Below are 23440 nucleotides of genomic sequence, written 5' to 3'. Positions count from 1 at the left end.
ATGCAGATCCACGCACTGGAACTGACCAACTTCCGCGCTGTTGAACACTTGCGCCTTGATGAGCTTCCTGAGCGCGGCGTCATTGTCATCCACGGTGAGAATGAGGCGGGTAAGTCGACCATCTTGGACGCGATTGACTTGGTACTCAACCAACGCCACGGCTCTAAGAGGAAAGAGGTCAAAGCTGTAGCACCTGCGGGTAGGGATGTGGGCCCCGAGGTGCAACTGACAGCAACGGTGGGTGACACCACGTTTACCGTGCATAAGCGGTGGATGAAGTCCCCGATGTCTGAGCTGCGCATCACAGTACCGGCGCACAAGAACTTTTCGGGCCGTGAGGCAGACGATCAGCTTGAACACTTGCTTGACCAGCACTTGGACCGCGAGCTGGCCGAGACGCTGTTTCTGCGCCAGGGGGAACTGGACCCAGGCCTGCAGGCGGCAGGGATCGCCTCTATTACCGCGGCGTTGGAAGAGGAGTCCGGTACTCAGGCCGCTGGCGTTGAAGACACCGCGCTGATGGCCGCGGTGGAGGAGGAATACGCACGCTACTGGGATGCACGAGGTAAACCGAAGGCCGCGTTTACCGCGAAAAAGACTGCGGCAGATGAGGCAGCGGAGGAGCACACGCGCTTGCGCGACCAGGAAGCGCAACTGTCCCGGTATGTGGAGGAGGTTGCGCGCAAGCAAGAGGAGATTGCGCAGGCAAAGGCTGAGCTGCCCGCGGCCGAGGAAGAGGTTGAAACGCGCGAAGCAGAAGCAAGGCAGGCGCGTGAGCTGGGGGAGCGGGTTGAAGCGGCAGCAGAGACGCTGCGGCAGGCAACGGTCACGCTGACTCGTGCGGAAGGCGACGTGCAGCAACGCGAGGCACTGCAGGAGCGCGTGACTGCGCTGCGCGCAGAGGCTGAAAGTTTAGCGGCGCAGCTTGAGCCGGCTCGTGAGGCGGCAGAGACCGAAGGTGCGCGTTTGGAAGAGCTGGTGGCGCAGCGGGAGGTGGCGAAGAAACGGGTGAGTGATGCGCGTGTGGCAACGAAGCGCGCGGCGCGAGTGTGTGACCTGGTGCGTGCCCGTACAGAGCTTGCGGCTGGTAACGAGCGTTTGCTGCGTATTGCCGAGGCGGAGAAGACTTACACCGAGCTTTTGGAAGCGTCGCCTCGCCGGACTGTGACGGATGCGGATATCCGCGCCATCGAAGAGGCAGAGGCCGAAGTTGCAGTGCAGCAGCGCCTCCTTGAGGCCTCCGCTGCGAAGTTGGACATCACCGCAACTGGTGCCACGGTGGTTGTAGACGGCGAGGAGTTGGCCGTTGACGGCACGACCTCTGTCGGCGTGTTCGACGGCTCAGAGCTGCAGTTTGGGGACGTCACCGTGGTCTACCGTGCAGCACAGGGGCAGCGCGACCCGCGCGAAGCAGCAGATGAGGCGAAACGTGAGCTCGAAGAGCTTTTGGAGGCTGTCGGCTGCGAAACACTGAAGGAGGCGCGCGATGCTCGCGATGCGCATGCCTCCCATGCGTCAGCGCTGGCTGGGGCAAAGCAACGTCTTGATGATGTGCTGGCAGGCAGCGACATTGCTGCGTTGCGCTCAGCCCAGACGGCGCTTGAGGCGACGGTGGAAGAGCTGGAGCAGGAGCTGGATACACCGGCAGATTTCAGCGAGGCACAGGCGCAAGAGGCTGTGGATGCGGCAGATGCGGAGCTTGCCAAGGCGGAGCAGGACGCGGAAACCGCAGAAGCCGCCGCGAAGCCATTTGCGGACCGTAAGGCTGCCGAAGCGTTGACGGTGCTGACCACCAGGTTGGAAGCGAAACAGTCTGAGTGTGCAGATGCTCAAGCGAACCTGGATGCTGCAGAAACTGCTACTACCCAAGACTCGCTCACGATCGCGCTGGAGACTGCACGCGCAGCGGTTGTGGAGGCAAACGCCACGCACGAGTCCTTAGCTGCTCAGCTTGCAGACGCTGACCCGGACACGGCCACGCTGCTGCTTGCAGGTGCGAAAAACCGTGCTACTAGCCTGCAGGAACGTATGCAGTCGGCGGATAAGCGTATTGCGGAGCTGCACAGCTACATTGAACTTGCCGCCGGTACCGCCCAGCGTGCGGACCTGGCTGAGGCGAAACTCGAGGCAGCGACATCGGAACTCGCGCGAACAACCCGACGTGCGGAGGCGGCCCGCCTGCTGCGCAACACGATGGTTGCGCACCGCGATACTGCTCGTGCTCGCTACACCGCGCCGTTTAATGATGCACTACGCAGTCACGCCCGCGTGCTGTTTGGGCCTAGCGTGGACTTCAACTTCGGCGACGCACTAGACATTGTGGATCGCACCGTGGACGGCACCACCGTGGCGCTCAGTGAACTCTCTGGCGGTACGAAGGAACAGTTGGCGCTGCTGACCCGTTTTGCTATCGCGGACCTAGTCACGGCAACTGGCGATACTGCGCCGGTGCCGGTGATTGTGGACGACGCTTTAGGCGCCACCGACCCCGAACGCCTTACCCGCATGAACCTGCTGTTTGACCGAGTAGGGCAGAAGGCTCAAGTGTTTGTGTTGACCTGCTCCCCGCAACGCTTTGACAGGGTTGGTGCGGTACGCAGATACGCCATGGAAGAACTCAAGACCCAGCAGGGGTAAGAAGACTTAGTCAGCCTTGACTGCGGAGCCTTCGATCTCCACCTTGATCTCCTTGGACAGGAGCACGCCACCGGAGTTCATCGGTGCGTTGAAGTCGATGCCGAACTCGGTGCGGTCAATCGTGGTGTTTGCCTCAAAGCCCCAGCGGGTCTCGCCCGTCGGTGCTTCTTCCACGCCGAAGGTTTCAACGTTGAGGGTAACCGGCTTGGTGGTGTCCTTAATGGTCAGGTCACCGGTCAGGGTGCCGTTGCCGGAAGCATCTACGTTGACCTCGGTGGAGGTGAAGGTGATCTCCGGGTATGCGTCGGTGTTAAAGAAGTCCTCGGTGCGCAGGTGCGCATCGCGGTCAGCGTTGCGGGTATCCGCAGAAGCAGCCTGGATGGTGGCCGTTGCCTTGGAGTCTGCGATGTTCTCCGCAACGGTGATGGTGGAGTTGAAATCATTAAACGTGCCACGCACCTTGGACACCATCGCGTGGCGTACCACGAAGCCGATGGTGGAGTGGGTGGTGTCTAGATTCCAGGTTCCAGTCAATGCAGTCATTGTGTGATTCCTTTCGTTGTTTTTGCTCTGGCTGGCCCCACCGTACACGTTTGGTGACGCGTCACCAATTAATATGTGACACAGCACCCACTTTCCCAGCAAATTCCTAATTGCCTACATATATAAAGTAAGCTTTCCGATATGCCTGCAGAAACTCAATGGTTGAACGAAGACGAGCAACGCCTTTGGCGTCTCATGCTCACTGCGTCCAACAAGATTGCGCGTGGCATGGATGAGACGTTGCAGGCAAAGTCGGGCCTGTCTGCACCCGAGTATTCCGTGCTCGTCGCCCTGTCTGAGGCGCCAGAAATGCAGCTTCGCCTCCGACAACTCTGTGAAAATTTGGGGTGGGACCGCTCGCGCACCTCTCACCAGGTAACCCGCATGGCTAAGCGGGGCTTGGTGGAGAAGAAGCGCAGCCCAGGCGACGCCCGAGGCGTGCTGGTCTCGTTGACCGATGAGGGCGTGGAGCGTCTGGAAGCAGCAGTGCCAGGCCACGTGAACTATGTACGCCAGGCTGTGTTTGATCCAACTAGGGAAGTTGACCGCGAAGCTGTGGAGCAGTTTCTGCAGGCCTTAGTGGACCTTCCGCTGCCGGAGACCTCCTACCGCAACAGCTAGTCGTTGTCCTCGCGGGCAAACGCGCCTTTAATGGGGAAGTGGGAACTTCCCCACGTAACTGAAAGGAATACGCAATGTCGTCTCCGTACCCGCAGTTTTCCAACAACCAGCCGCAGCGCCGTCTGACCCGTTCCATGACGGACAAGATGCTCGCTGGCGTCTGCGGCGGTATTGCCAACTACTTCAACGTCGACCCGACCTTAGTGCGCATCGTATTTGTCGTGCTCGCCCTGGCCGGCGTGCTGCCGGGCCTGTTGGCGTACCTGATTGGCTGGGTAGTTATTCCGGCTGAGTTCTAGCTAGGTTCTAGCTAGGTTCTGGCCTGGATCAGGCGTATGGCCTGATCCACATCACTGACCGCCACCACGCAATCATCCGAGGTGCGCGTGTGAATGCGGATAACGGGCCCGCCGAGGGTGAACGCGTCAGCGTCATCAACCCGCCATGGCTGCCCGGCAAGTAGTGCCACTCCCATGAACATGGTCAGCGGCACACGCGGTGCGGGTGCTACCTCCACAATGTCGGCGTAGGGGATTCGCCTTGACCGGTTGTGTAAGCGTACCGTCAACGCATCGGTATCAAGATTGAGCACTATTTTCTGCCGCAAGATCCACACCGTCCAGGCTACGTAGAGCGCTGCAATGGCCACGCCCCACCTGCCGGTGTTGGCAAAGGCGACTAAGCCTGCGGCGAATGTTGCTACGCCAGTCAGGAGGACTGCGGGCCAGCCGGCGGTTCGCCGGATAAGTGTCTGTGTGGGCGCACTCACGCAAGGGCCTCCTTCTTTAGCGGACCTGCCATGACGGCCCACAAGCCCACGGCAGTAAAAGCGGTGAGCAGGGCGTACATGACACCTAGGCCGTAGGGTGCGCTGATGACAGTAACGGCATTAAACACAATGTGCGCCGTCACGGCCAGAAGCCACAGCTGCCAGCGGCGCTCACGCACCGCGCGCAGCACAATGAGCGTGAACACCACATGCGCAGTAATCGCCAGCACGCGTTCGTACCATCCCGCGGCGAGCAGGCCGAGACCCATGTTCTGCAGGGCATCCATTTGTTGGTCGAAGGCGTCGATGGCGGTGGCGTCGCCAGTCTGAGCAACCTGCATGCGCAGCATTTCACCGTTGGTGAGCAACATGATGTTGGTTGCCAGGGCAGAGGCGAAAAGCAGCAGCGCCTCGATACCGCCGTGGCCCAAGCCAAAGCCCACACCATCGTGCCAAGACCGGGTGTTTTTCGCCCAGTAGCGCAGCACGATCCAGCGTGTAGTTTCCTCAAACAGGCCGGAGGTAGCCACCATCAAAATAACGGTTGCCGTTGCTGCGGTGGCCGGGTCCATCACCCGGCTAAACACCAGTTGCAGCGGCACCACCAGGGCCATCCTGGCCACCTGGGAGAGAGGGAATGCAAGAGTGCCCCAGCCTAACGACGCCCACGTAAACCCCAACTTCCACCTCCCCATAAACCAGGCGAGGAGGACTCCCACGACTACGACGGCAAACTGCACAACGACAAGACCAAACATCATTGTGCCGACGATACCGGCGCGCTACTACTTCAGTGCAGCGAGGTTCCCATCGACGAGTTCGAGCAGATTATCGACGGGGCCAATCACGTTCGCCCTCTTCTCCTTGAGCAGGTGGTGTACTTCGATGACGCGCCCTGCGAGCGTGGTGAAGCAGATGGAGTGGTGTACATCATCCGGCTGAACACCTTCAGGTATGAAGCACTTCCACTCAAAGTTCGGCGTATTTACTGTCTTTTCAACTGGCATGTGATTCTGCGACTCGGTGAAGCCGCGAGCTTTGTCGAAGAAGAACTCCATTTCCGAGTCGTTGACGTTTGCTAAGGGGTATGGCTCATCATTGTTCAGCGCCATGTATGCCTGAACTGAGGCCATCGTCGGGTCCTCGCGGCGCAAGTATTGGCCCTCGACCGAGTTGATATCGGAATCTACGATGAGCTCTTGCGTCTCGTAGCCGTTAAGAGTCTCTAGTGCGCTGAACAGGTCACTGATTGTCACGCCGTCGTAGACCGTGGACGGATCGTCGGGGTTGATCAAGGCTTCAGCCAAGTCTTTTGCGTTGGTGCCTTCTGTGCTTTCGCTGCTTGTGCTGGTGTCCGCAGCAGCTGTGGCCGTGGTTTCGGGTGCTGCCTGCTCGGCAGCAGTGGTAGTCGGCGCGGGGGCGTCGTCCCCGGTGCTTGAACAGCCCACGAGAAGCGCTGCGCTAAGGACGGCCGCAACGGAGAGTTTGGTGGTCTTCATGTGGTCGAAGCCTTCCTGTATTAAGCATTCCTGAACTAAGCGTTGCCCGATTGAAGCTCCTTCAGCGGAGCGAGGTTGTTGTCGAGCAGGTCGAGCAGATTATCTGCGGGGCCAACCATCTCAACGTCTTCCTGAACAACCTTGTGCTGGACTTCAATAACTCGCCCGGCGAGCACCGTGAAGCACGCAGTGTTGTTCGTCTCGCCCATTGGAACGTCCTCAGGGGTGACACACTTCCACTCAAAGTTCGGCGTATTTACCACTTCCTCCACCGGGGTGAACCCGCTTTCCGTGATCATGCTGTGTACTTGTCCGAGGAAGAACTGCATGTGCGGGTCGTTTACGTTTTCCAGTGGGTGCGGCTCGCCGCTATCGCGTGGCACGTAGGCCTTGACTTGCGCGATCGTTGGCAGTTCGAGGTGGTTGTACTTACCTGTAACTATGTTGGTTTCACTGTCAATTTCGATCTCTTCCGACTGGTAGCCGTCGATGAAATTCAACGCACTGAAAAAATCGCTGATGGTGACGCCGTCGTACACCGAGGTCGGATCGTTCGGGTCGACCATCCCGTCGGCAAGGTCTTTGTAGTCCTTCTGGTCGTTGTCCGCCGAGCCCGTGCTGCTTGTGGCCGTGGCGGACGTGGTTGCGCTGCTGCTTGATGTCTCAGCAGAGGCTGTGGTTTCGGGCAGCGCTTGCTCGGTGGTGGGCGGGGTGTCATCCCCAGAGCTTGAACAGCCCACGGCAAGCGCTGCAGTAAGGACAGCTACAAGAGATAGGTTTGTGATCCGCATAACAGTGAAGTGTAACGAGTGATCTGCGGCGCTGCAGCGGCTCAAGGGGCTGCAGCAAGTTGAAATACAGTGTAGGGGAACAGCGGGGAAGGAACAATAGAAATCGCGACCCGGCCAGGTTCAACTTATCCAGTTATTTTCCGCCTATTTTCAAGGAAAACAGCGTGACAGGTCACTGCTTGGCGCGCAGGAGCGTGCTCACTTAGAGAGGATCACTGGTGGGGTTATTCTTGGATCCCGGCTTTGACGGCGGTAATGGCAAGTTCGCCTCGGGTGGCGCAGCCGGTGTGGGTGAGGATATCGGAGACATAGGATCGCACGGTGGCGTCGGTGAGCCCGGTTTGCCGAGCTATGTTTTTGTTGGCAAAGGCTTTCAGCAGTAGCCGGAACGTAGGACGCAGGTGATCTGGCAGGGTGTTTACGGCGTTGATAAAGTCCGCGTATTTCTCCCGGTTCTCGTGAGTTTCGGCGTAGGATGCGGTGAGGATTTCGGTAGGGCGGGGTGCCATCACTTGCTGTCCACCGTATGCGTTGCGGATGAGCTGCGCGAGTTCGGGGGCGGGTATGTCTTTGGTGAGGAATCCGCGCACGCCCGCACCGATGGCTTGTCCGAGGGATTCTTCATGTTCGAACGCGGTGAGCATGATGATCGTGATGCCAGGTTGTTCGTGGCTAATCCGGCGGGCGGCTTCGATGCCACTCATCACCGGCATATCCACATCCAGTAGTGCGACGTCCACCCGGTGCAAGGCGAGCTGATCAAACACTTGTGCTCCGTTGACGACGGTTGCCACTACCCGCAGACCCTCTTGCGCGTTCAATAGGTTCGTGAGCCCGTCACGAATAATCTGGTCATCGTCGGCTAACAGGATGCGAATCTCGCGTTCACTCATTGGTCGGCTCCTTCATTGCGGACTTCCGGGTTTGCTTGTTGGTGTGGTTGTCTGCGTGGTTGTGTGCAGGGATCGTGATATAAGTCAGCCATTGACCTCCCAGGTTGCTCGCCTCCATGGTGCCACCCTCGGAGCGGATCCGGCTGCCCAGGTTTGCTAGCCCGTAGCCACTACTCATTCCCGGAGCTGCCGGGGTATCAGCGATTTCGTTGCTGAGCGAGATCATGAGCACGTCGGTCTCGGCGTCAGTGTCAATCACCAGATTTGCTGCCGAATCTGCTGGTGCGTATTTCAGAATATTTGAGCCGCACTCCCTGATGGTCAAGGCAGCCGTCAACCGTTGTTGGCGCGTCACCGCCTCATCCAGACCTTCGGAGATACCGGTTTCGAGTGTGATATTCCGGGTTTTCAACATGTGCGTCACCTGCTGCACAACCTGTGATAGCGGCATCTCGGTAGCTGCGGTATCGATCGAGAGAATCATAGGGCGGATCCGTCGAGAGGCGTCCGTAGCAGCCACCACCAGGGGCAAGAGTTCACTTGAGAGTTCCGGGTGACGAGTGGTCACGTCTTGGGCAAGCACGGCCATGTGAGCCAAATCTTTTGCTGTTGTATCGTGCAGTTGGCGAGCCAGCTCCCTGCGGTTTTCAATGGCGGCTCGCCTTATGGTTTCTTTTTCTTGTTCTGCGAGCACTCGCCGTCCGTTTTGCCACCGTAGAGCTAGACCGATAACCAGCACGAGCACAGCGGTTAAAACAGAGCTGAATGCTTCTAAACTTGGTGTGATACTCATCGCCGTGGCGGTCGCCCCATCTAGCACCAACACGAGCACGGCCGGAACAATCCACGAACGCATCAACCAGAAAATCATCAAGATGCTCAGGGCAAAGCTGACCATCTCAAACCCATCAATCAGGTTCAGCAGGTTAAAACCGAAATAGCATACGAGAAACACGTATTCGCACACCTGAAACCAGCCAGCCGCCACAAACACGCCAAGAAGAACCAGTGAAAAGATCGCGCCCAGCGTTGAGGTTTCTTGCTGGCCTGATATCAGCCGGGCCGTGTCAAAGACCAAGAAGAATACAGCCGAGAGCATAAACACTAGCGGCTGCACTTGAGTGGAGCGCGTATAGCTGGGGAATATGAAATTAAGCATCAACAGACATTTTACTGGGCTAGTTTTGTGGTCTATGCTTCTCGCAATCAGGAAGATTCGGGAAGAATTGACAAATTCGTGGCATGAACCATTGCTCAGGCGCATTCTCAACCATTGAAGCTGTCTGGGACGCTGTCAACTGTTCAGGAAACAGGCTATGAGAAAGTGCCGGTATGCCCGCTGGCATCACGGACATGATAACCGCCAACCCGGCGGCAATGCTCGAAGTACTCACTTGTTTTTCCTTTCTGTGAGAGTGATCTGAGACTCCGAGCCTAGTGGCATACTCATCAATCCCGATACCGACGAATATCGGTAAAACTGACCGACATTCATCGGTATCCACACTGCCTGCTCGCCGAATAGCTTTAAAGAGTCCAACTGAAGCTAGAAAGGATAAGACCAATGAAAAACTGGATCGAAAACCACGTGTGGACTTTCGCGCTGATTCTAACGGTTGTCTTTTCGCCGGTGATTATTTGGGGATCGTGGGACACCATTGGTAATGCCGAATTCATCGCAATCCGGATCGCTCTGTGCGTCGGGGTCATTGTGGTCACTTACATTGGTACGGGTCTGCTGCTCGTGTGGAACCGTTGGACGCAGCGCAAATACCGCGAGAAAGGCATCATCAAGTAACGAAGTTACGCGATACGTGGTGGGAGCTGGAGCACTGATCTAAGCTCCCACCACTTTGTTATACCGGAGTTTTCCACGCTGAGTTACCATCGAGTCGCCCGAGCAGAAGCTGGCGCACCTGCTTGTGGTCTTTGCCGCCAAGCCCTAGCCGGTAGAGCAGGGATCGCATCACGTATTTCTCATTCGTGATTGCTTCGCTGGGCTTAGTAGCCACCCTTTGCACTTTGGCGGCGTGGCATACGAGGTCTGAACACACAGTTCGCTCAGCTGCGGGATGTCGTCGAAGGGTGGTAGCTGGTTCCGCCAAGCAAAGCGAAGCACAACCCAGCGAGTGGTCTCCTCAAACAGGCCGGAGGTGGCCAGCATCACCATCACGGTCGCCGTTGTGGCAGTCGCCGGGTCTAGCACCCGGTTAAACGCCAGTTGCAGCGGCACAACCAGGGTCATTCTGGCCGCTTGGGAGAGGGGAAGCAAGAGCGCCCCAGCTTAACGACGCCCACGTAAACCCCAACTTCCATCTCCCCACAAACCAAGCGAGGAGGACTCCCACGACCATAGCGGCAAACTGCACAACGATGAGTCCAAACGTCATGGCGGCAACGATACCGGTGCGCTCCTACTTCAAGGTGGCGAGGCTTCCATCTACCAGTGCGAGCAGATTGTCCACGGGGCCAATAATGTCCGCCCTTTTCTCTTTGAATAGGTGGTGCACTTCGATGACGCGTCCTGCGAGCGTGGTGAAGCAGATGGAGTGATTCACCTCATCAGGTTGGAGGCTCTCAGGCGAGAAGCACCTCCACTCAAAGTTAGGCGTATTCACCGTCTTTTCAACTGGGGCGTGGTTCTGCGACTCAATAAAACCACGAGCTGTGTTGAAGAACATCTCCATTTCTGGCTCGTTGACGTTTTCTAAGGGCCACGGCTCATCATTGTTCAGCGCCATGAATGCCTGGACTGAAGTCATCGTCGGTACCTCGCGGTGCACGTACTGCCCCTCAACCGAGTTGATATCAGGATCCACGATCAGTTCTTGGGTCTCGTAGTCGTCGAGAGTCTCTAGGGCACTGAACAGGTCACTGATAGTCACACCGTCATAGACCGTGCTCGGATCGTCTGGGTTGATCAGTGCATCGGCCAGGTCCTTGTAGCTGCTGTTCATGGAGGCAGCGGGCGCCGACTGCTCGGCGGCAGTGGTGGTGGGCACGGGGGTGTTGTCACCAGTGCTTGAACACCCCACGGCAAGCGCTGCGGTGAGGACAGTTACGAAAGACAGTGGTGTGATCTTCATTAAGCATTGCCAGATTGAAGCTGTTTCAAGGGAGCGAGGTTGTTGTCGAGCCGGTTGAGCAGATTATCTGCGGGGCCAACCATCTCAACATCTTCCTGAACAACCTTGTGCTGGACTTCAATCACTCGGCCGGCGAGGACCGTGAAGCACGCGGTGTTGTTCGTTTCGTTCATTGGTACGTCTTCGGGGGTGACGCACTTCCACTCGAAGTTCGGCGTATTTACCACTTCTTCCACTGGGCTGAACCCGCCTTCCGTGATCATGCTGTGAACTTGTCCGAGGAAGAACTGCATGTGCGGGTCGTTCACATCTTCCAGCGGGTGCGGCTCGCCGCTATCGCGTGGTACGTACGCCTTGACTTGCGCGACCGTTGGCAGTTCAAGGTGGTTGTACTTACCTGTAACTATGTTGGTCTCACTGTCAATTTCGATCTCTTCCGACTGGTAGCCGTCGATGAAATTCAGCGCACTGAAAAAATCGCTGATGGTTACGCCGTCATACACTGAGGTCGGATCATTGGGGTCGACCATCCCGTCAGCAAGGGCTTTGTAGTCCTTCTTGTCATTGTCGGGCGAACCTGTGCTACTGGTGGCCGCGGCGGACGTGGCTGTACTGCTACTTGAGGTATCCGCGGTTGAGCTGGGCGTTGATGGGGCAGCAGGGGCTGAGGATTCGGGCATCGCCTGCTCAGTAGTGGGCGGGGCGTCATCCCCAGAGCTTGAACAGCCCACGACAAGCGTTGCGGTAAGGACAGTTGCAAGAGATAGTTTTGTGATCCGCATAACAGTGAAGTGTAACGAGTGATCTGCGGCGCTGCAGCGGCCCAAGGGGCTGCAGCAAGTTGAAATACTGCCATTTATACCCGGCCACCTGTAGAAAAGGCTTCCTAAAAGACGGGTGGAACGTGCCTCTGGTTGTTAGCGTGTTAGTAAGCCGAGACATCAACATGTCCGTCAATTTCGAGAAGGCAACGCAGTGGCAGCAATTACAACTCAAACGTGCAGCGTTTCAGGCTGCGAAAAGCCGGCGCTGTTCCGTACACGGACGAAGCCGTCATATTGTGATGTCCACTTGGCCGAGATCTACAAACGCGGTGGGCTTGTGCTTCTGGATCCGTTCACAAGGCCGAAGGACGCTTTGCTCACCCGTTGTTTAGAGTGCGGTTTTGAGGCTCATTACCGCTTTGAGTACGTGCAGATCACCGTGAACCGCGACGAGAAAACGTGCCGCGCGTGTTACTGGCGGCAATGGGCCGCTCAGTCGCGAAAGCAGCTGGTCAGGGAGTTCGCGCCGATTCCAGCGAACGAGGCCAAGGAGATAGCCGAAGCATGCGGCTACCAGTACCTTGGCCCGCTGACTAACCCGTCTCTTCTTGATGATCCGCATGGGGTGAAGTGTCCTCATTGTGATCTCATTTCCGCCCAGCGGATCGGTGACATCAAATTTGGGTGCCGGTGCCAAAGATCGAACAAGACCGCTGCTGCCGCAACATCGAGCGCGCCGGTGGCGAGCCTTCTGAAGGACCTCGATGTGGAGGCTGTCAGCTGGTGGGACCACGAGAAAAATCCCGAGGAGCTTTGGCATACCGCCGAGAAGGGCTCCCGGAAGAAAGCTTGGTGGACCTGTCCAGAGGGGCATTCGTTTCAAGGGCAGATTGATCAGGTGGTTAAAGGCTGGGCACGGTGCCCAATATGCCGTGAGCGTGAAGAGGAGCAACGCGCCATCGAGGATGCCGAGTTTGAAGAAAAGTACGGTTCAGCCACCGTTTTCGATGTGATGGAGCTTCTCGAAGCATGGGATGAGCCGCACATTGACCCCGATTTCGTTCCGGTTGTCGGCACGTATGACCGACTCCATTTCCTGTGCCCCAACGGCCATAAGCGCGTTGTTTCCCCCGAAACCTTCTTGAGGCAAGAGTGCCCCACGTGCAAGAGGCTCGAAACCCTCGAAACGTAACGACAAATGCAGCTACCTACACCCGGCTACCTGCAGAAATAATGAATGGTAGCCGGGTGTAGGTAGCTGCAAACTCCAACGGAGCGATGAAAAAATTGCGTCCCCGACAGGATTCGAACCTGCGACCTTCGGTACCGGAAACCGATGCTCTAATCCACTGAGCTACGGAGACTTCGTCCCGAAATCCTAGCACCCAGTAGTGCGGGCCTGGAAATTGGGCCGCGCTGGGCCGCGCTGGGCCGCGTTGGGCCGCGTTGGGGCGCAACCGGGCAAGACTGCGCCGGATTCAGGGTTTTGTGAGGAAATCGGTCAAGACTGCACAGGGCAACTTCACGGTCTTACATGCTTGGTCGCGCATAATCATTGTTGCGCGCGATGACAAGCGTGGCACGGGAAACAATGACAGCGAAACGGCCAGTCACTACCGCAAAAGGGAAGTGACTGGCCGTTTCGTGTGGGTAGGTAAAGGCCGTAAAAACCCTTACTTCACAATCATCACAACCAGGTCGCGCGGGCCGTGCACGCCTTCAACACGCACAAGCTCAATGTCCGAGGTAGCGGAGCCACCCGAGAGCATTGTGTTGGGCTTGAGCGGATCCAGACGTGCGATCATCTCCGGCACGCCGTAAACCACGGTTTCCGGGCGCACGATGCACACGTGGTGATCCGGCACCAGCGACAGGGAGCGGCGGCCACAAACCTCGTTGGCCTCAAGCACGATCGTGCCGCTGATTGCTGCGGAGACGTGGGAGTCGGTCACGGCAACAACGTCGCCGAGATCGCGGGGGTCGGACGACGGGTCGTCGGCACGCACGGAGCCCTTAACCTCATCAAACAGCTTCGGGTCAAGCCCCGGGGCGTAGACCACCTTGTCCCAACCGCGATCAGCCAAGGCCTTGGCAATGTCCTTGCCCAAGTCAGCCTCGGTGGTTTCCACAACCGTGGCCTTGTAGTCCAGCAGGCGGTCAATCAGGATCTCGCGCAGTTCCTCGGTGCTCTTGTCCCAGGTGGTGTGGTAGTTGCGCGGGATGTCCACGTGCTTCGGAGTGTTCGCAAGCTGCTGTGCGTTGCGGATGCGGCTCAGCATCTCCTGCTTGGCATCTGCGTTGCGGCGTTCATCGTCACCAAACGACCCGCCCGTAACAGCGTTGGACGTAGCTTTCGTAGTCATTTACTTCTCACCCTCCGGGTTGCCGTTCTTGGAAGGAATGCCTTCCTTGCGGGCGTTGGCCAAAAGCTCCTGTGCCTCGTCCGTCTCCCACCACTGGCGGAAGGACTTCTTCGGCGGTACTGCAACGTCGCGGTACTGCGTCCAGCCAGAGATCGGCGGCGGCATCGTGTCAATCGTGCCGTTGAAGCCACCGAGGACGCGGCCGAGTGCAACCATGCGCACGGCACGGTTCCACAGCGCTGGCTTGCCCCACAGCAAGCTGATCGCGCTAAACGCGGTCTGCTCCCAACGCGTCGGCTCGTTCTTGGCCTTCTGGTAGCGCAGCTCCAGCAAAATGTCCGTGATCGGGATCTTCACCGGGCAGACCTCGTTGCAGCGGCCGCACAGGGAAGACGCAAACGGAAGGGAGCTGTTCGGGTCCGAAGCAGAATCGATACCGGTCAGCTGCGGGGTCAGAATTGCGCCGATCGGGCCCGGGTAGGTGGAGCCGTAGGAGTGGCCACCAGCACGCTCGTAGACCGGGCAGACGTTCAGGCAGGCAGAGCAGCGGATGCACTTGAGTGCCTCGCGGCCGATCTCGTTGGACATTGCGGCGGTACGGCCGTTGTCCAAAAGCACGATGTGGAAATTCTTCGGGCCGTCGCCCTCAGTCACGCCCGTCCACAGGGAGGTGTACGGGTTCATGCGCTCCGCGGTAGAGGAGCGCGGCAAAAGCTGCAAGAACACGCCCAGATCATCAAAGGACGGCAGCAGCTTCTCAATACCCATCACGGAGATCAGCGTCTCCGGCAGGGTCAGGCACATACGGCCGTTGCCCTCAGACTCAACGATGGAAACGGTGCCGGTCTCAGCAATGCCGAAGTTCACGCCAGAGATGGCCACCTTGGCCTTCATGAACTGCTCACGCAGGTAGGAACGAGCGGCATCTGCAAGCTCGGACGGATCACTGGTCAGCGTGTCATCCGTGTTCGGCATCTTGTTGACAAAGATGTCGCGGATCTCTGCACGGTTGCGGTGGATAGCCGGCACCAGAATGTGCGACGGGAAATCCTCACCCAGCTGCACAATCAGCTCAGCCAGGTCAGTCTCCTGGGCGAAGATGCCGCGCTTTTCCAGCTCTTCGTTCAGCGCGATTTCCTGGGTGGCCATGGACTTGATCTTGACCACGTTCTTCTCGCCGGTTTCTTCAATCAGGCGAGCAATGATCTCATTGGCCTCCTTGGAGTCACGTGCCCAGTGCACGTGACCACCGCGGGCGGTGACGTTGCGCTCAAACTCTTCCAGCAACTCCGGAAGACGCGACATGACGTCCTTCTTCACGGCGGAGCCGGTATCGCGCAGATCCTGCCAGTCATCCAACTCATCCACGGCGTTCTGACGCTTCACGCGAATGGTGGTGGTGGCGTAGTTCAGGTTGCGACGCTTAGTTACATTGTCCAGCTCATGGTGCGCAGCCTTCTGGAACTTCTCGGAGCCGCGCAGGTGGTTCGGGCCAACTGCATGCGGCGGCATCTGGGGTTTACCAAGTGCAACTTTCACAGCATTTTCTCCCTCGAGTAAGCAGCGGACGTTGGCGTCCACGGGTGCTCCTTGGTAGACGCCAGGATCTCAGCCATGTGCAACGCACGCACACCGGAGTGCTGACGGCTCATCGCACCAGCAATATTCATCAAGCAGGAGGAGTCACCTGCGGTGACGTACTCGGCGTTGGTTTCCTTGATGTGGCGAACCTTGTCGCTGACCATCGCGGAAGAAACCTCAGACATCTTCACCGAGAAGGTGCCGCCGAAGCCACAGCATTCCTCCGAGTTCGGCAGGTCTACAAGCTCCAGGCCCTCGACGTTGCGCAGCAGCTCTAGTGGACGCTCGCCCACCTTCAGGAAACGAAGGGAGTGGCAGGAGGAGTGGTAGGTCACGCGGTGCGGGAAAAATGCACCCACGTCGTAGGTACCAGCCACGTCCACAATGAACTCGGACAGATCCAGGGTCTTCTTGGCGGTCTGCTTCGCGCCGTCTACAAGCGCCTTGCTCCCGAACCTCTCAGCCAAGTGCACGTGCTGTTCGCGTACCGCGCCGGTGCAGGAACCGGAGGGGACAACCACGTAATCAATGGACGGGTCGGAGAAAGTGTCAACGTACGTCTCCACAATCGGCATTGCCTGTTCCTGGTAGCCGGTGTTGACGTGCATTTGACCGCAGCAGGTCTGAGTTTCGGGGAAGACCACTTCATAACCCAGGCGTGAAAGCACAAGAGCGGAAGCCTTGTGAGCGTCGGGGAAGAGGGCATCACCGATACAAGTAGAAAACAGCGCTACTCGCATGTGAGCTCCTTGGTTTGGTTTTGCGGTTATTTAGGTGTTCAAAACGCTTGAAAACTTTGCAAACAAATGCGCACAAAGCGCGCGGCAAAGTAAGCGCAGTCGCACAGATACTATCTTAGCGCGTCTGGGCACACTTCTACAGCCGTGGCAGAAGATATACAGAAGATAAGCGAAAGCCCCATCCACCAAGAGGTGAATGGGGCCACATATCTGGGGCAACCGTTAGTTGACCGTGTTAGTTGACCACGGGCGCCAGGAAGGAAAGCACGTTCGTCTGCAGGAAGACGATCGTACAAATCGCGAGCAGGAACAGGAAGGACCAGCCGACAACCTTCTTGAAGATCTCGGACTCCTTGCCTTCCATGCTCACCGCGGTTGCAGCAATAGCCAGGGACTGCGGGGAGATCATCTTGCCCACAACACCACCGGTGGTGTTTGCAGCCAGCATCAGGTCCGGGTTCAAACCGAGGTGGTTTGCAGCGGTGACCTGCAGGTTGGCAAACAGTGCGTTTGCGGAGGTGTCGGAGCCGGTCACGGCCACTCCCACCCAGCCGAGGATCGGGGCGAAGAACGCGAACGCCGGGCCGAGGTTGGCAAAGAACTCACCAATGGTCACGGTCTGGCCGGAGTAGTTCATCACGTATGCCAGTGCCAGCACCAGCACGATGGTCAGTGCAGACCAGCGCATCTTCCAGGCAGTGTCCACGAACTCCTTGCCCACCTGGCCCCAAGTAAGGGAGTAGCGGCCATTTTCATTGAACGCCATGTAGATGATGGCCACGATGATCGCGGAGATCACCATCAGGCTGCCTGGGTTATTGATGTAGGCAAAGGAGTAATCGCTGTTGACCGGGTCGCCGGCCGCGTCGAGCAGCCTGCCATCCAGACCCGGCCACGGGAAGGAAATCTTGAACTGCTTCAGCCAGTTCGGAATGGTCTCACCCAGGTTGGCCAGGCCGAAGACGACCACAACAATGGCGTACGGCAGAAGCGCCATGAACACGCGGTTGGAGGTCAGTTCCTTCTCGTCCTCAGCGCTGAGTTCCGGAAGGCCCAGGCGCTCACGCAGAGCGTCCACACCCTTCGGCTGCCAGAAGCGCAGGAGGATAAAGGCGGCGCCAAGTGCCACGATGCACGCAATCACGTCCGTGAGCTGGTACGCGAAGTGGTTGGAGGTCCACCATTGGGCGATACCAAAGGAAAGGCCGATGACAAACGCGGCTGGGAGGGTTTCGCGGACGCCACGCCAGCCGTCGATAAGCAGGGCGATGATGAACGGTACGAAAAACGCCAGGAAGGGGGTCTGGTGGCCCACAATTGCGGCGATGTTTTCGGTCTGCTCAAGGGTACGGCCACCGACGTCACCAGCGGTGGTGATCGGGATAGCCACGGCGCCGAACGCCACCGGAGCCGTGTTAGCAATCAGCACGATCGTTGCGGCCTTCAGCGGCGCGATGCCAAGCGCAAGGATCATCGTTGCGGTAATTGCCACCGGTGCGCCGAAACCGGCGAGGGCTTCAAGCAGGCCACCGAAGCAGAATGCGATGAGCATGGCCTGGATGCGCACGTCACCGTTGCCCATCTTGTCAAAGACCATGCGCAGGTCCTCAAAACGTCCGGACGCAACAGTGATTTGGTAGAACCAGATCGCCGTCAGAATCACAAAGACGATGGGGAAGAGGCCAAACAGGCCGCCGCGGAAGGCCGAAGAGATGGCCAAGGCGGTGGGCATGTTGAAGCCAAAGATGGCAACCAAGCCTGCAACCAGCAGGGCTACAGCACCAGAAGTGTGTGCACGGGCCTTGACGCCCAGCAGCATGATGAAAAAGGTCAGTAGTGGCAGGGTAGACACCAGCGCCGACAATCCGACACTGCCGCCGACAGCGTCAGTGACAACCTGAAATTGGTCCATGTACGCGCTCCTCGGTGGGTGATATGGGGTGATAAACAAAGACAAAGAGAATTATGTCACCTCTCGTATAATTTGACTGAATTCCCCAGTAGGTGGACCTTGTGCCCTTGTGCCGTAGACTGCTTTTCCATGACTCCAGCAGATCTTGCAGCTACCATTCGCCAGTTCACTATCGACGTGCTTGAGCAGCGCGGTTTGGACACCTCCGCCGTGCCTGAGGCGGTGACGGTTGAGCGTCCCCGAAACCCCGAACATGGTGATTACGCCACCAATGTGGCGTTGCAGGTGGCTAAGAAGGTGGGCCTGAATCCGCGTGAGTTGGGCCAGTTGCTTGTGGACGCTTTGGGGAACCACCCCGCAATCGCCTCCGCGGAGATCGCTGGCCCGGGCTTTATCAACTTGCGCCTGGCGTCTGACGCGCAGGGCCAGCTGGTAGCGCAGATCCTTGAGGCGGGTAAGGCCTTTGGTAATTCGGATCTGTACGCGGGTAAGAAGATCAACTTGGAGTTTGTGTCTGCGAACCCGACGGGTCCGATCCACCTTGGCGGCACCCGCTGGGCTGCCGTGGGTGATTCGCTTGGCCGTGTTTTAGAGGCAGCTGGCGCAGAGGTAACGCGTGAGTACTACTTCAACGACCACGGTGGGCAGATTGACCGCTTTGCCCGTTCCTTGGTTGCTGCCGCGAAGAACGAACCAACCCCGGAAGACGGCTACGGCGGGGCCTACATCCAGGAGATCGCAGCCGCGATTATGGCAAAGCAGCCGGAAGCCTTGAGCGGCTCTGATGCGCAGGTGCAGGAATTGTTTCGCGCCGAGGGTGTGGAGATGATGTTCGCGCAGATCAAGGAGTCCTTGCACGAGTTTGGTGTGGACTTTGATGTGTACTTCCACGAGAACTCCCTGTTTGAATCCGGTGCGGTGGATCGCGCTATCCAAAAGCTGAAGGACAACGGCAACCTGTACGAGTCTGAAGGTGCGTGGTGGCTGCGTTCCACCGACTTTGGGGATGACAAGGACCGTGTAGTGATCAAGTCTGACGGCAACGCCGCCTACATTGCTGGCGACATTGCTTATGTTGCGGACAAGTTTGACCGCGGCCACAACCTGGCTATCTACATGCTGGGTGCAGACCACCACGGCTACATTGCGCGTCTGCGCGCGGCAGCACAGGCACTGGGCTATGACCCAGAAGCAGTAGAGGTGCTGATCGGCCAGCTGGTGAACCTGGTGCGCGACGGCGAGGCGGTCAAGATGTCCAAGCGCGCTGGCACCGTGATTACTCTGGATGACCTGGTTGACGCAATTGGGGTAGACGGGGCGCGCTACTCGCTGGTTCGCTCCTCTGTGGACTCCACTCTGGATATTGATCTGGACCTGTGGACCAAGGCGTCTTCTGATAACCCGGTTTATTACGTCCAGTACGGCCACGCACGTCTGTGCTCCATTGACCGTCGCGCTGCCGAAGCTGGCGTAAGCACCGATGGGGAGCTGGACTTGGGCCTGCTTGAGCACGAGAAGGAGGGCGAGCTGATCCGTACGCTTGGTGAGTTCCCGGCTGTGGTTAAGGCGGCCGCTGAGCTTCGTGAGCCGCACCGTGTGGCCCGCTACGCCGAGGAGCTGGCAAGCGCCTTCCACAAGTTCTACGACTCCTGCCACATTCTGCCCAAGGCGGATGAGGAGCCAGCGCTGATCCACACTGCACGCCTTGCACTGGCCCAGGCCACCCGCCAGGTTCTGTCCAACGCACTTGCCTTGTTGGGCGTGAGCGCACCGGAGCGGATGTAAATGACTCACCCAAGAGAAGACGTCCCCGCAGCACAGCGTGCAACAGAACCCAGGCGCACCCCACTGCAGGACTTGGAGGCCTTCAACGGGCTACCCGAACATGTTTGGCCGCGTAACGCGCGCAGAGACCATGACGACCATGACGACCATGACGGTGTGGTCTCCATCGCCGGTGTGCCACTGACACAGATCGCCGCTGAGTACGGCACTCCTGTGATGGTGGTGGATGAGGATGACTTCCGTTCCCGCTGCCGTGATATGGCGACTGCGTTCAAGGCAGCTGAGAACGTGCATTACGCATCGAAGGCGTTTCTCACCCGCACGATTGCACGTTGGGTGGATGAAGAAGGTCTCTCGTTGGACGTGGCTAGTGAAAACGAGTTGCGCATCGCGCTTGCGGCGAATTTTCCACCGGAGCGCATCACCGTGCACGGCAACAACAAGTCCATCGCGTTTCTGCAGCTGTGCGTGGATTCCGGCGTAGGCCATGTGGTCATTGATTCCCACGAGGAGCTTGCGCTGCTTGAAAACGTTGCCGCCGCGGCAGGTGTGCGCCAGGACGTGTTCGTGCGCGTGAAACCGGGTGTGGATGCGCACACGCACGAGTTCATCGCCACCAGCCACGAGGACCAGAAGTTCGGCCTGTCACTGGCATCGGGCTCTGCCTACAAGGCTGCCTGTGACGCTATTGATTCCCCGCATCTTGACCTGACCGGCCTGCACGCGCATGTGGGCTCTCAGGTGTTTGACGCCGAGGGCTTCAAGCTGGCGGCGCAGCGCGTGTTGGGACTCTACGCCCAGATTTTCCGGGAGCGAAACGTGGCGTTGAGCTACCTGGATCTAGGCGGCGGATACGGCATTGCCTATACGGCTGATGAGGCACCGCTGGATGTGGCAGCGGTGGCCCGTGATCTGCTGCGTGAGGTGGACAATGTGGCAGAAGACTTAGGGATTGTGCCGCCGACGGTGGTGGTGGAGCCGGGACGCGCTATTGCTGGCCCCTCCACGGTCACGGTGTACTGCGCCGGCGTGGTCAAAGACGTAAGTACCAGCTACACCTCGACGCGTCGCTACATTTCCGTCGACGGTGGCATGAGTGACAACATTCGCCCGGCACTGTACGCCTCGCTTTACGACGCTCGCTTGGTCAACCGCCTCGCCACCGGCACCCCAACCGCCACACGTTTGGTGGGCAGCCACTGCGAGTCCGGTGACATTTTGATCAATGACGCCAACTGGCCCGACGATATTGCCCGAGGCGATCTCATCGCGCTCGCCGCAACGGGCGCCTACTGCTATTCCATGGCGTCGAATTACAACGCCTTTGGCCGCCCGGCAGTCGTTTCAGTTCGTGATGGCAAGGTCACGCCAATGTTGCGCCGCGAAACGGTGGAGGATTTGCTCGCCCGCGAGTACTAGCGGGGCTAGAGGCTCGGCCATCTTATTGGTAGATGCTGCGACGATGACCAGCTTTTAAAACAATGACAATGAGCTGGTCATCTTCCACCTTGTAGATTACGCGGTAGTCTCCAATGCGAATGCGCCGCTCCCCGTCACCGCCGGCCAGTTTGATTGATCCGGCTGGGCGAGGGTCTTCGGCCAGATTGCTGATTGCTTCGGTGATTCGCTTCGCCGTGGTGCGGTCTAGCTTTTTAATTGCTTTTGCTGCTGACCGTGCGTAAAGAATCCGATATTGCCTAGGCATTGGAATTGAATCCCAATTCCTCCATCAGATCCTCGTGGCTAACCAAGTCATCCAAGTCGACTGACCTGGCTTCAGCTAGGTCCATTTTGTCCTCAAGAGCTTCCATAGCGCGATCGAACAGCTCAGGTGACACTAGAACCGCTCGACGAATCGCGCCTCGTGAAAGGATTTCAACGGGCTCGCGTTGTGCGGAAGCAATATAGAGGCTCTGGTTCGCGCGAAACTCTGAAAGCGTGGTCGAAGTCATGCCACGAATCATACAAGTTGTACAAGATGTATGCAATGGTCGATTCAGCTCCACTTTCAACCATCACGGAGTGAATCTGAATGCGCGCTCTACTAGACAAAGCGGTACACTGTGGCGTTATTGCCGACTCAACCGAGCCTTAAAGGAGCTATCCAAATGACATCCGCTGAAAGCAACGGTAACTACCCTGGCAAGGGTGCTGGCGCGCCGGTCGGCGTGGCCATCTTAGGTAAAGGCACCGTTGGTACCGAAGTGCTGCGCCTCATCGGAGAATTCTCCAATAATTTGGAGCAGCGTATCGGCGGACCGATTGAGGTTCGTGGGGTGGCGGTGTCGAACGTCGAAAAGCATAAAGATGCCCCCGAAGTCCAGGGGCTTTTGCTTACGGACGACGCGCATTCGCTGGTCGAGCGCGACGACGTCGATGTGGTTGTAGAGGTTATCGGCGGCATTGATTACCCGCGTGAGCTGGTGCTCAAGGCGCTTCGTGCCGGCAAGTCCGTGGTGACGGCGAATAAGGCCCTGGTTGCTGCGCACGGCTCTGAGCTGGCAGATGCGGCGAATGAGGCCGGCGTGGACCTGTACTACGAGGCTGCTGTGGCTGCGGCGATCCCGGTGGTGGGCATGCTGCGTCGTTCCCTGGCTGGTGACCAGGTACAACGCATCGCGGGCATTGTTAACGGCACGACCAACTTCATTCTGGATGCGATGGCAACCACGGGCGCAAGCTACGAGGATGCACTGGCAGAGGCCACCCGCTTGGGCTACGCCGAGGCTGACCCGACCGCGGACGTGGAGGGCCATGACGCTGCGTCCAAGGCCGCGATCTTGGCATCCATGGGCTTCCACACGCGCGTGACCTTTGATGATGTGTACTGCGAGGGCATTAGCTCGATTACCGCAGAGGACATCGCGGCGGCGAAGAAGGCCAACCAGACGATCAAGCTGCTGGCTATTTGTGAGCGTCTGTTTAATGAGGACGGCTCCACCCGCGCTGTGAACGCGCGCGTACACCCGACCTTGGTGCCGAATGACCACCCGCTGGCAAGCGTGGACCAGAGCTACAACGCAATCTTCGTTGAGGCTGAGGCCGCTGGCCGTCTGATGTTCTACGGCAACGGTGCAGGCGGCGCGCCGACGGCATCCGCTGTGCTGGGTGATCTGGTTGGTGCAGCCCGCAACAAGATCCACGGCGGCCGCGCCCCGGCGGAAAACCCGTACGCCAACTATGACGTGGTGGGCTTTGATGAGGTGGAGACTCGCTACCACGTGAACATGACGGTCAATGACCGCGTGGGCGTGTTGGCGGATCTGGCACACCAGTTTGCGGATTCGGATGTGTCGCTTGCCGCCGTGCGCCAGGAGGAGTCCGGCGATGAGGCTCACCTGATCGTGGTCACGCACAAGGCGCGCGAGAAGGATCTGCGCGAGATTGTGGACCGTCTGGCCAAGCACGAGGACGTCCGCGCTGTGAACTCCGTGCTGCGTTTGCACGACTAACGGG

At 58.4% G+C, this 23440-nt stretch carries 24 protein-coding genes and 1 tRNA gene; 8 read left to right on the top strand and 17 right to left on the bottom strand.

What is annotated here, in order from left to right; genetic code table 11:
* The gene (locus AK829_RS04800; protein WP_052204738.1) at window positions 1–2637 is read left to right on the top strand and encodes an AAA family ATPase; all 2637 of its coding nucleotides are present in this window, start codon (window positions 1–3) and stop codon (window positions 2635–2637) included.
* A 6-nt stretch (window positions 2638–2643) separates the two neighbouring features.
* Here AK829_RS04800 and AK829_RS04795 read toward each other — a convergent pair whose 3' ends face one another.
* Window positions 2644–3180 carry a YceI family protein gene (locus tag AK829_RS04795; RefSeq protein WP_052204737.1) on the bottom strand — a complete coding sequence of 179 codons (537 nt, stop codon included), beginning with the start codon at window positions 3178–3180 and terminating at the stop codon, window positions 2644–2646.
* A gap of 141 nt (window positions 3181–3321) precedes the next feature.
* Here AK829_RS04795 and AK829_RS04790 point away from each other — a divergent pair, with 141 nt between their 5' ends.
* Complete coding sequence (locus AK829_RS04790; protein ID WP_052204735.1) at window positions 3322–3801, top strand: MarR family winged helix-turn-helix transcriptional regulator; 480 nt, start codon at window positions 3322–3324, stop codon at window positions 3799–3801.
* Window positions 3802–3875: 74 nt separating this feature from the next.
* Window positions 3876–4100 (top strand): PspC domain-containing protein, encoded by a 225-nt coding sequence (locus AK829_RS04785; protein ID WP_052204733.1) that lies wholly within the window; start codon window positions 3876–3878, stop codon window positions 4098–4100.
* 11 nt (window positions 4101–4111) lie between these two features.
* On the opposite strand, the gene AK829_RS04780 is transcribed toward AK829_RS04785, so the two are convergent.
* The 6 genes from AK829_RS04780 to AK829_RS04755 form a co-directional block, all read right to left on the bottom strand.
* On the bottom strand, window positions 4112–4570 hold the full coding sequence (locus AK829_RS04780; protein WP_052204731.1) for a hypothetical protein: 459 nt from the start codon (window positions 4568–4570) through the stop codon (window positions 4112–4114).
* The gene (locus tag AK829_RS04775; RefSeq protein WP_083439750.1) at window positions 4567–5331 is read right to left on the bottom strand and encodes a YhfC family glutamic-type intramembrane protease; all 765 of its coding nucleotides are present in this window, start codon (window positions 5329–5331) and stop codon (window positions 4567–4569) included. Before AK829_RS04775 ends, AK829_RS04780 begins: the two co-directional genes overlap by 4 nt.
* 24 nt (window positions 5332–5355) lie before the next feature.
* Entirely contained in the window at window positions 5356–6069 is a 714-nt protein-coding gene (locus AK829_RS04770) for a hypothetical protein (RefSeq protein ID WP_052204728.1), read from the bottom strand.
* 35 nt (window positions 6070–6104) lie between these two features.
* Window positions 6105–6860 (bottom strand): hypothetical protein, encoded by a 756-nt coding sequence (locus tag AK829_RS04765; protein ID WP_052204725.1) that lies wholly within the window; start codon window positions 6858–6860, stop codon window positions 6105–6107.
* Between the two features lie 224 nt (window positions 6861–7084).
* The gene (locus tag AK829_RS04760; protein ID WP_052204722.1) at window positions 7085–7753 is read right to left on the bottom strand and encodes a response regulator transcription factor; all 669 of its coding nucleotides are present in this window, start codon (window positions 7751–7753) and stop codon (window positions 7085–7087) included.
* Entirely contained in the window at window positions 7746–8912 is a 1167-nt protein-coding gene (locus AK829_RS04755; RefSeq protein ID WP_052204721.1) for a sensor histidine kinase, read from the bottom strand. Before AK829_RS04755 ends, AK829_RS04760 begins: the two co-directional genes overlap by 8 nt.
* A gap of 405 nt (window positions 8913–9317) precedes the next feature.
* Between AK829_RS04755 and AK829_RS04750 the strand changes: the two genes are divergently transcribed.
* Window positions 9318–9551: a hypothetical protein gene (locus tag AK829_RS04750; protein WP_052204719.1), complete on the top strand. Its 234-nt coding sequence runs from the start codon at window positions 9318–9320 to the stop codon at window positions 9549–9551.
* Between the two features lie 168 nt (window positions 9552–9719).
* Here the strand turns inward: AK829_RS04750 and AK829_RS04745 are convergent, their stop codons facing one another.
* The 3 genes from AK829_RS04745 to AK829_RS04735 all read right to left on the bottom strand — a co-directional run bounded on the left by AK829_RS04745 (window position 9720) and on the right by AK829_RS04735 (window position 11621).
* Entirely contained in the window at window positions 9720–9998 is a 279-nt protein-coding gene (locus AK829_RS04745) for a hypothetical protein (RefSeq protein WP_052204717.1), read from the bottom strand.
* 169 nt (window positions 9999–10167) lie between these two features.
* Entirely contained in the window at window positions 10168–10839 is a 672-nt protein-coding gene (locus AK829_RS04740) for a hypothetical protein (RefSeq protein ID WP_052204715.1), read from the bottom strand.
* Entirely contained in the window at window positions 10839–11621 is a 783-nt protein-coding gene (locus AK829_RS04735) for a hypothetical protein (protein WP_145989962.1), read from the bottom strand. Before AK829_RS04735 ends, AK829_RS04740 begins: the two co-directional genes overlap by 1 nt.
* Window positions 11622–11814: 193 nt before the next feature.
* Here AK829_RS04735 and AK829_RS04730 point away from each other — a divergent pair, with 193 nt between their 5' ends.
* Complete coding sequence (locus AK829_RS04730; RefSeq protein WP_083439749.1) at window positions 11815–12795, top strand: zinc-ribbon domain-containing protein; 981 nt, start codon at window positions 11815–11817, stop codon at window positions 12793–12795.
* A 98-nt stretch (window positions 12796–12893) separates the two neighbouring features.
* Here AK829_RS04730 and AK829_RS04725 read toward each other — a convergent pair.
* The 5 genes from AK829_RS04725 to AK829_RS04705 form a co-directional block, all read right to left on the bottom strand.
* Window positions 12894–12967 (bottom strand) — tRNA-Arg (locus AK829_RS04725).
* Between the two features lie 309 nt (window positions 12968–13276).
* The gene (locus AK829_RS04720) at window positions 13277–13882 is read right to left on the bottom strand and encodes a LutC/YkgG family protein (RefSeq protein ID WP_052206386.1); all 606 of its coding nucleotides are present in this window, start codon (window positions 13880–13882) and stop codon (window positions 13277–13279) included.
* 84 nt (window positions 13883–13966) lie between these two features.
* On the bottom strand, window positions 13967–15505 hold the full coding sequence (locus AK829_RS04715) for a LutB/LldF family L-lactate oxidation iron-sulfur protein (protein WP_198147785.1): 1539 nt from the start codon (window positions 15503–15505) through the stop codon (window positions 13967–13969).
* Window positions 15502–16287: a (Fe-S)-binding protein gene (locus tag AK829_RS04710; protein WP_052204711.1), complete on the bottom strand. Its 786-nt coding sequence runs from the start codon at window positions 16285–16287 to the stop codon at window positions 15502–15504. Before AK829_RS04710 ends, AK829_RS04715 begins: the two co-directional genes overlap by 4 nt.
* A gap of 235 nt (window positions 16288–16522) precedes the next feature.
* Window positions 16523–18199, bottom strand: coding sequence for an L-lactate permease (locus AK829_RS04705; protein ID WP_052204709.1), 1677 nt, complete (start codon window positions 18197–18199; stop codon window positions 16523–16525).
* A 129-nt stretch (window positions 18200–18328) separates the two neighbouring features.
* On the opposite strand from AK829_RS04705, the gene argS reads away from it, so the two are divergent.
* Window positions 18329–19984: an arginine--tRNA ligase gene (gene argS / locus AK829_RS04700; protein ID WP_052204707.1), complete on the top strand. Its 1656-nt coding sequence runs from the start codon at window positions 18329–18331 to the stop codon at window positions 19982–19984.
* 63 nt (window positions 19985–20047) lie between these two features.
* A complete protein-coding gene (gene lysA, locus AK829_RS04695; protein WP_052206384.1) occupies window positions 20048–21403 on the top strand; it encodes a diaminopimelate decarboxylase in 1356 nt (451 codons plus the stop codon).
* 22 nt (window positions 21404–21425) lie between these two features.
* On the opposite strand, the gene AK829_RS04690 is transcribed toward lysA, so the two are convergent.
* Window positions 21426–21689: a type II toxin-antitoxin system RelE family toxin gene (locus AK829_RS04690; RefSeq protein WP_052204705.1), complete on the bottom strand. Its 264-nt coding sequence runs from the start codon at window positions 21687–21689 to the stop codon at window positions 21426–21428.
* Window positions 21682–21936 carry a type II toxin-antitoxin system Phd/YefM family antitoxin gene (locus AK829_RS04685; RefSeq protein ID WP_052206383.1) on the bottom strand — a complete coding sequence of 85 codons (255 nt, stop codon included), beginning with the start codon at window positions 21934–21936 and terminating at the stop codon, window positions 21682–21684. Before AK829_RS04685 ends, AK829_RS04690 begins: the two co-directional genes overlap by 8 nt.
* Window positions 21937–22092: 156 nt before the next feature.
* On the opposite strand from AK829_RS04685, the gene AK829_RS04680 reads away from it, so the two are divergent.
* Window positions 22093–23436 carry a homoserine dehydrogenase gene (locus AK829_RS04680; RefSeq protein ID WP_052204703.1) on the top strand — a complete coding sequence of 448 codons (1344 nt, stop codon included), beginning with the start codon at window positions 22093–22095 and terminating at the stop codon, window positions 23434–23436.
* Window positions 23437–23440: the final 4 nt, after the last annotated feature.

Source organism: Corynebacterium riegelii (genome assembly GCF_001263755.1).
GTDB classification, from domain to species: domain Bacteria; phylum Actinomycetota; class Actinomycetes; order Mycobacteriales; family Mycobacteriaceae; genus Corynebacterium; species Corynebacterium riegelii.
The sequence above is the reverse complement of the archived record's forward strand: the minus strand, read 5'-3'. Positions and strand labels throughout refer to the sequence as shown.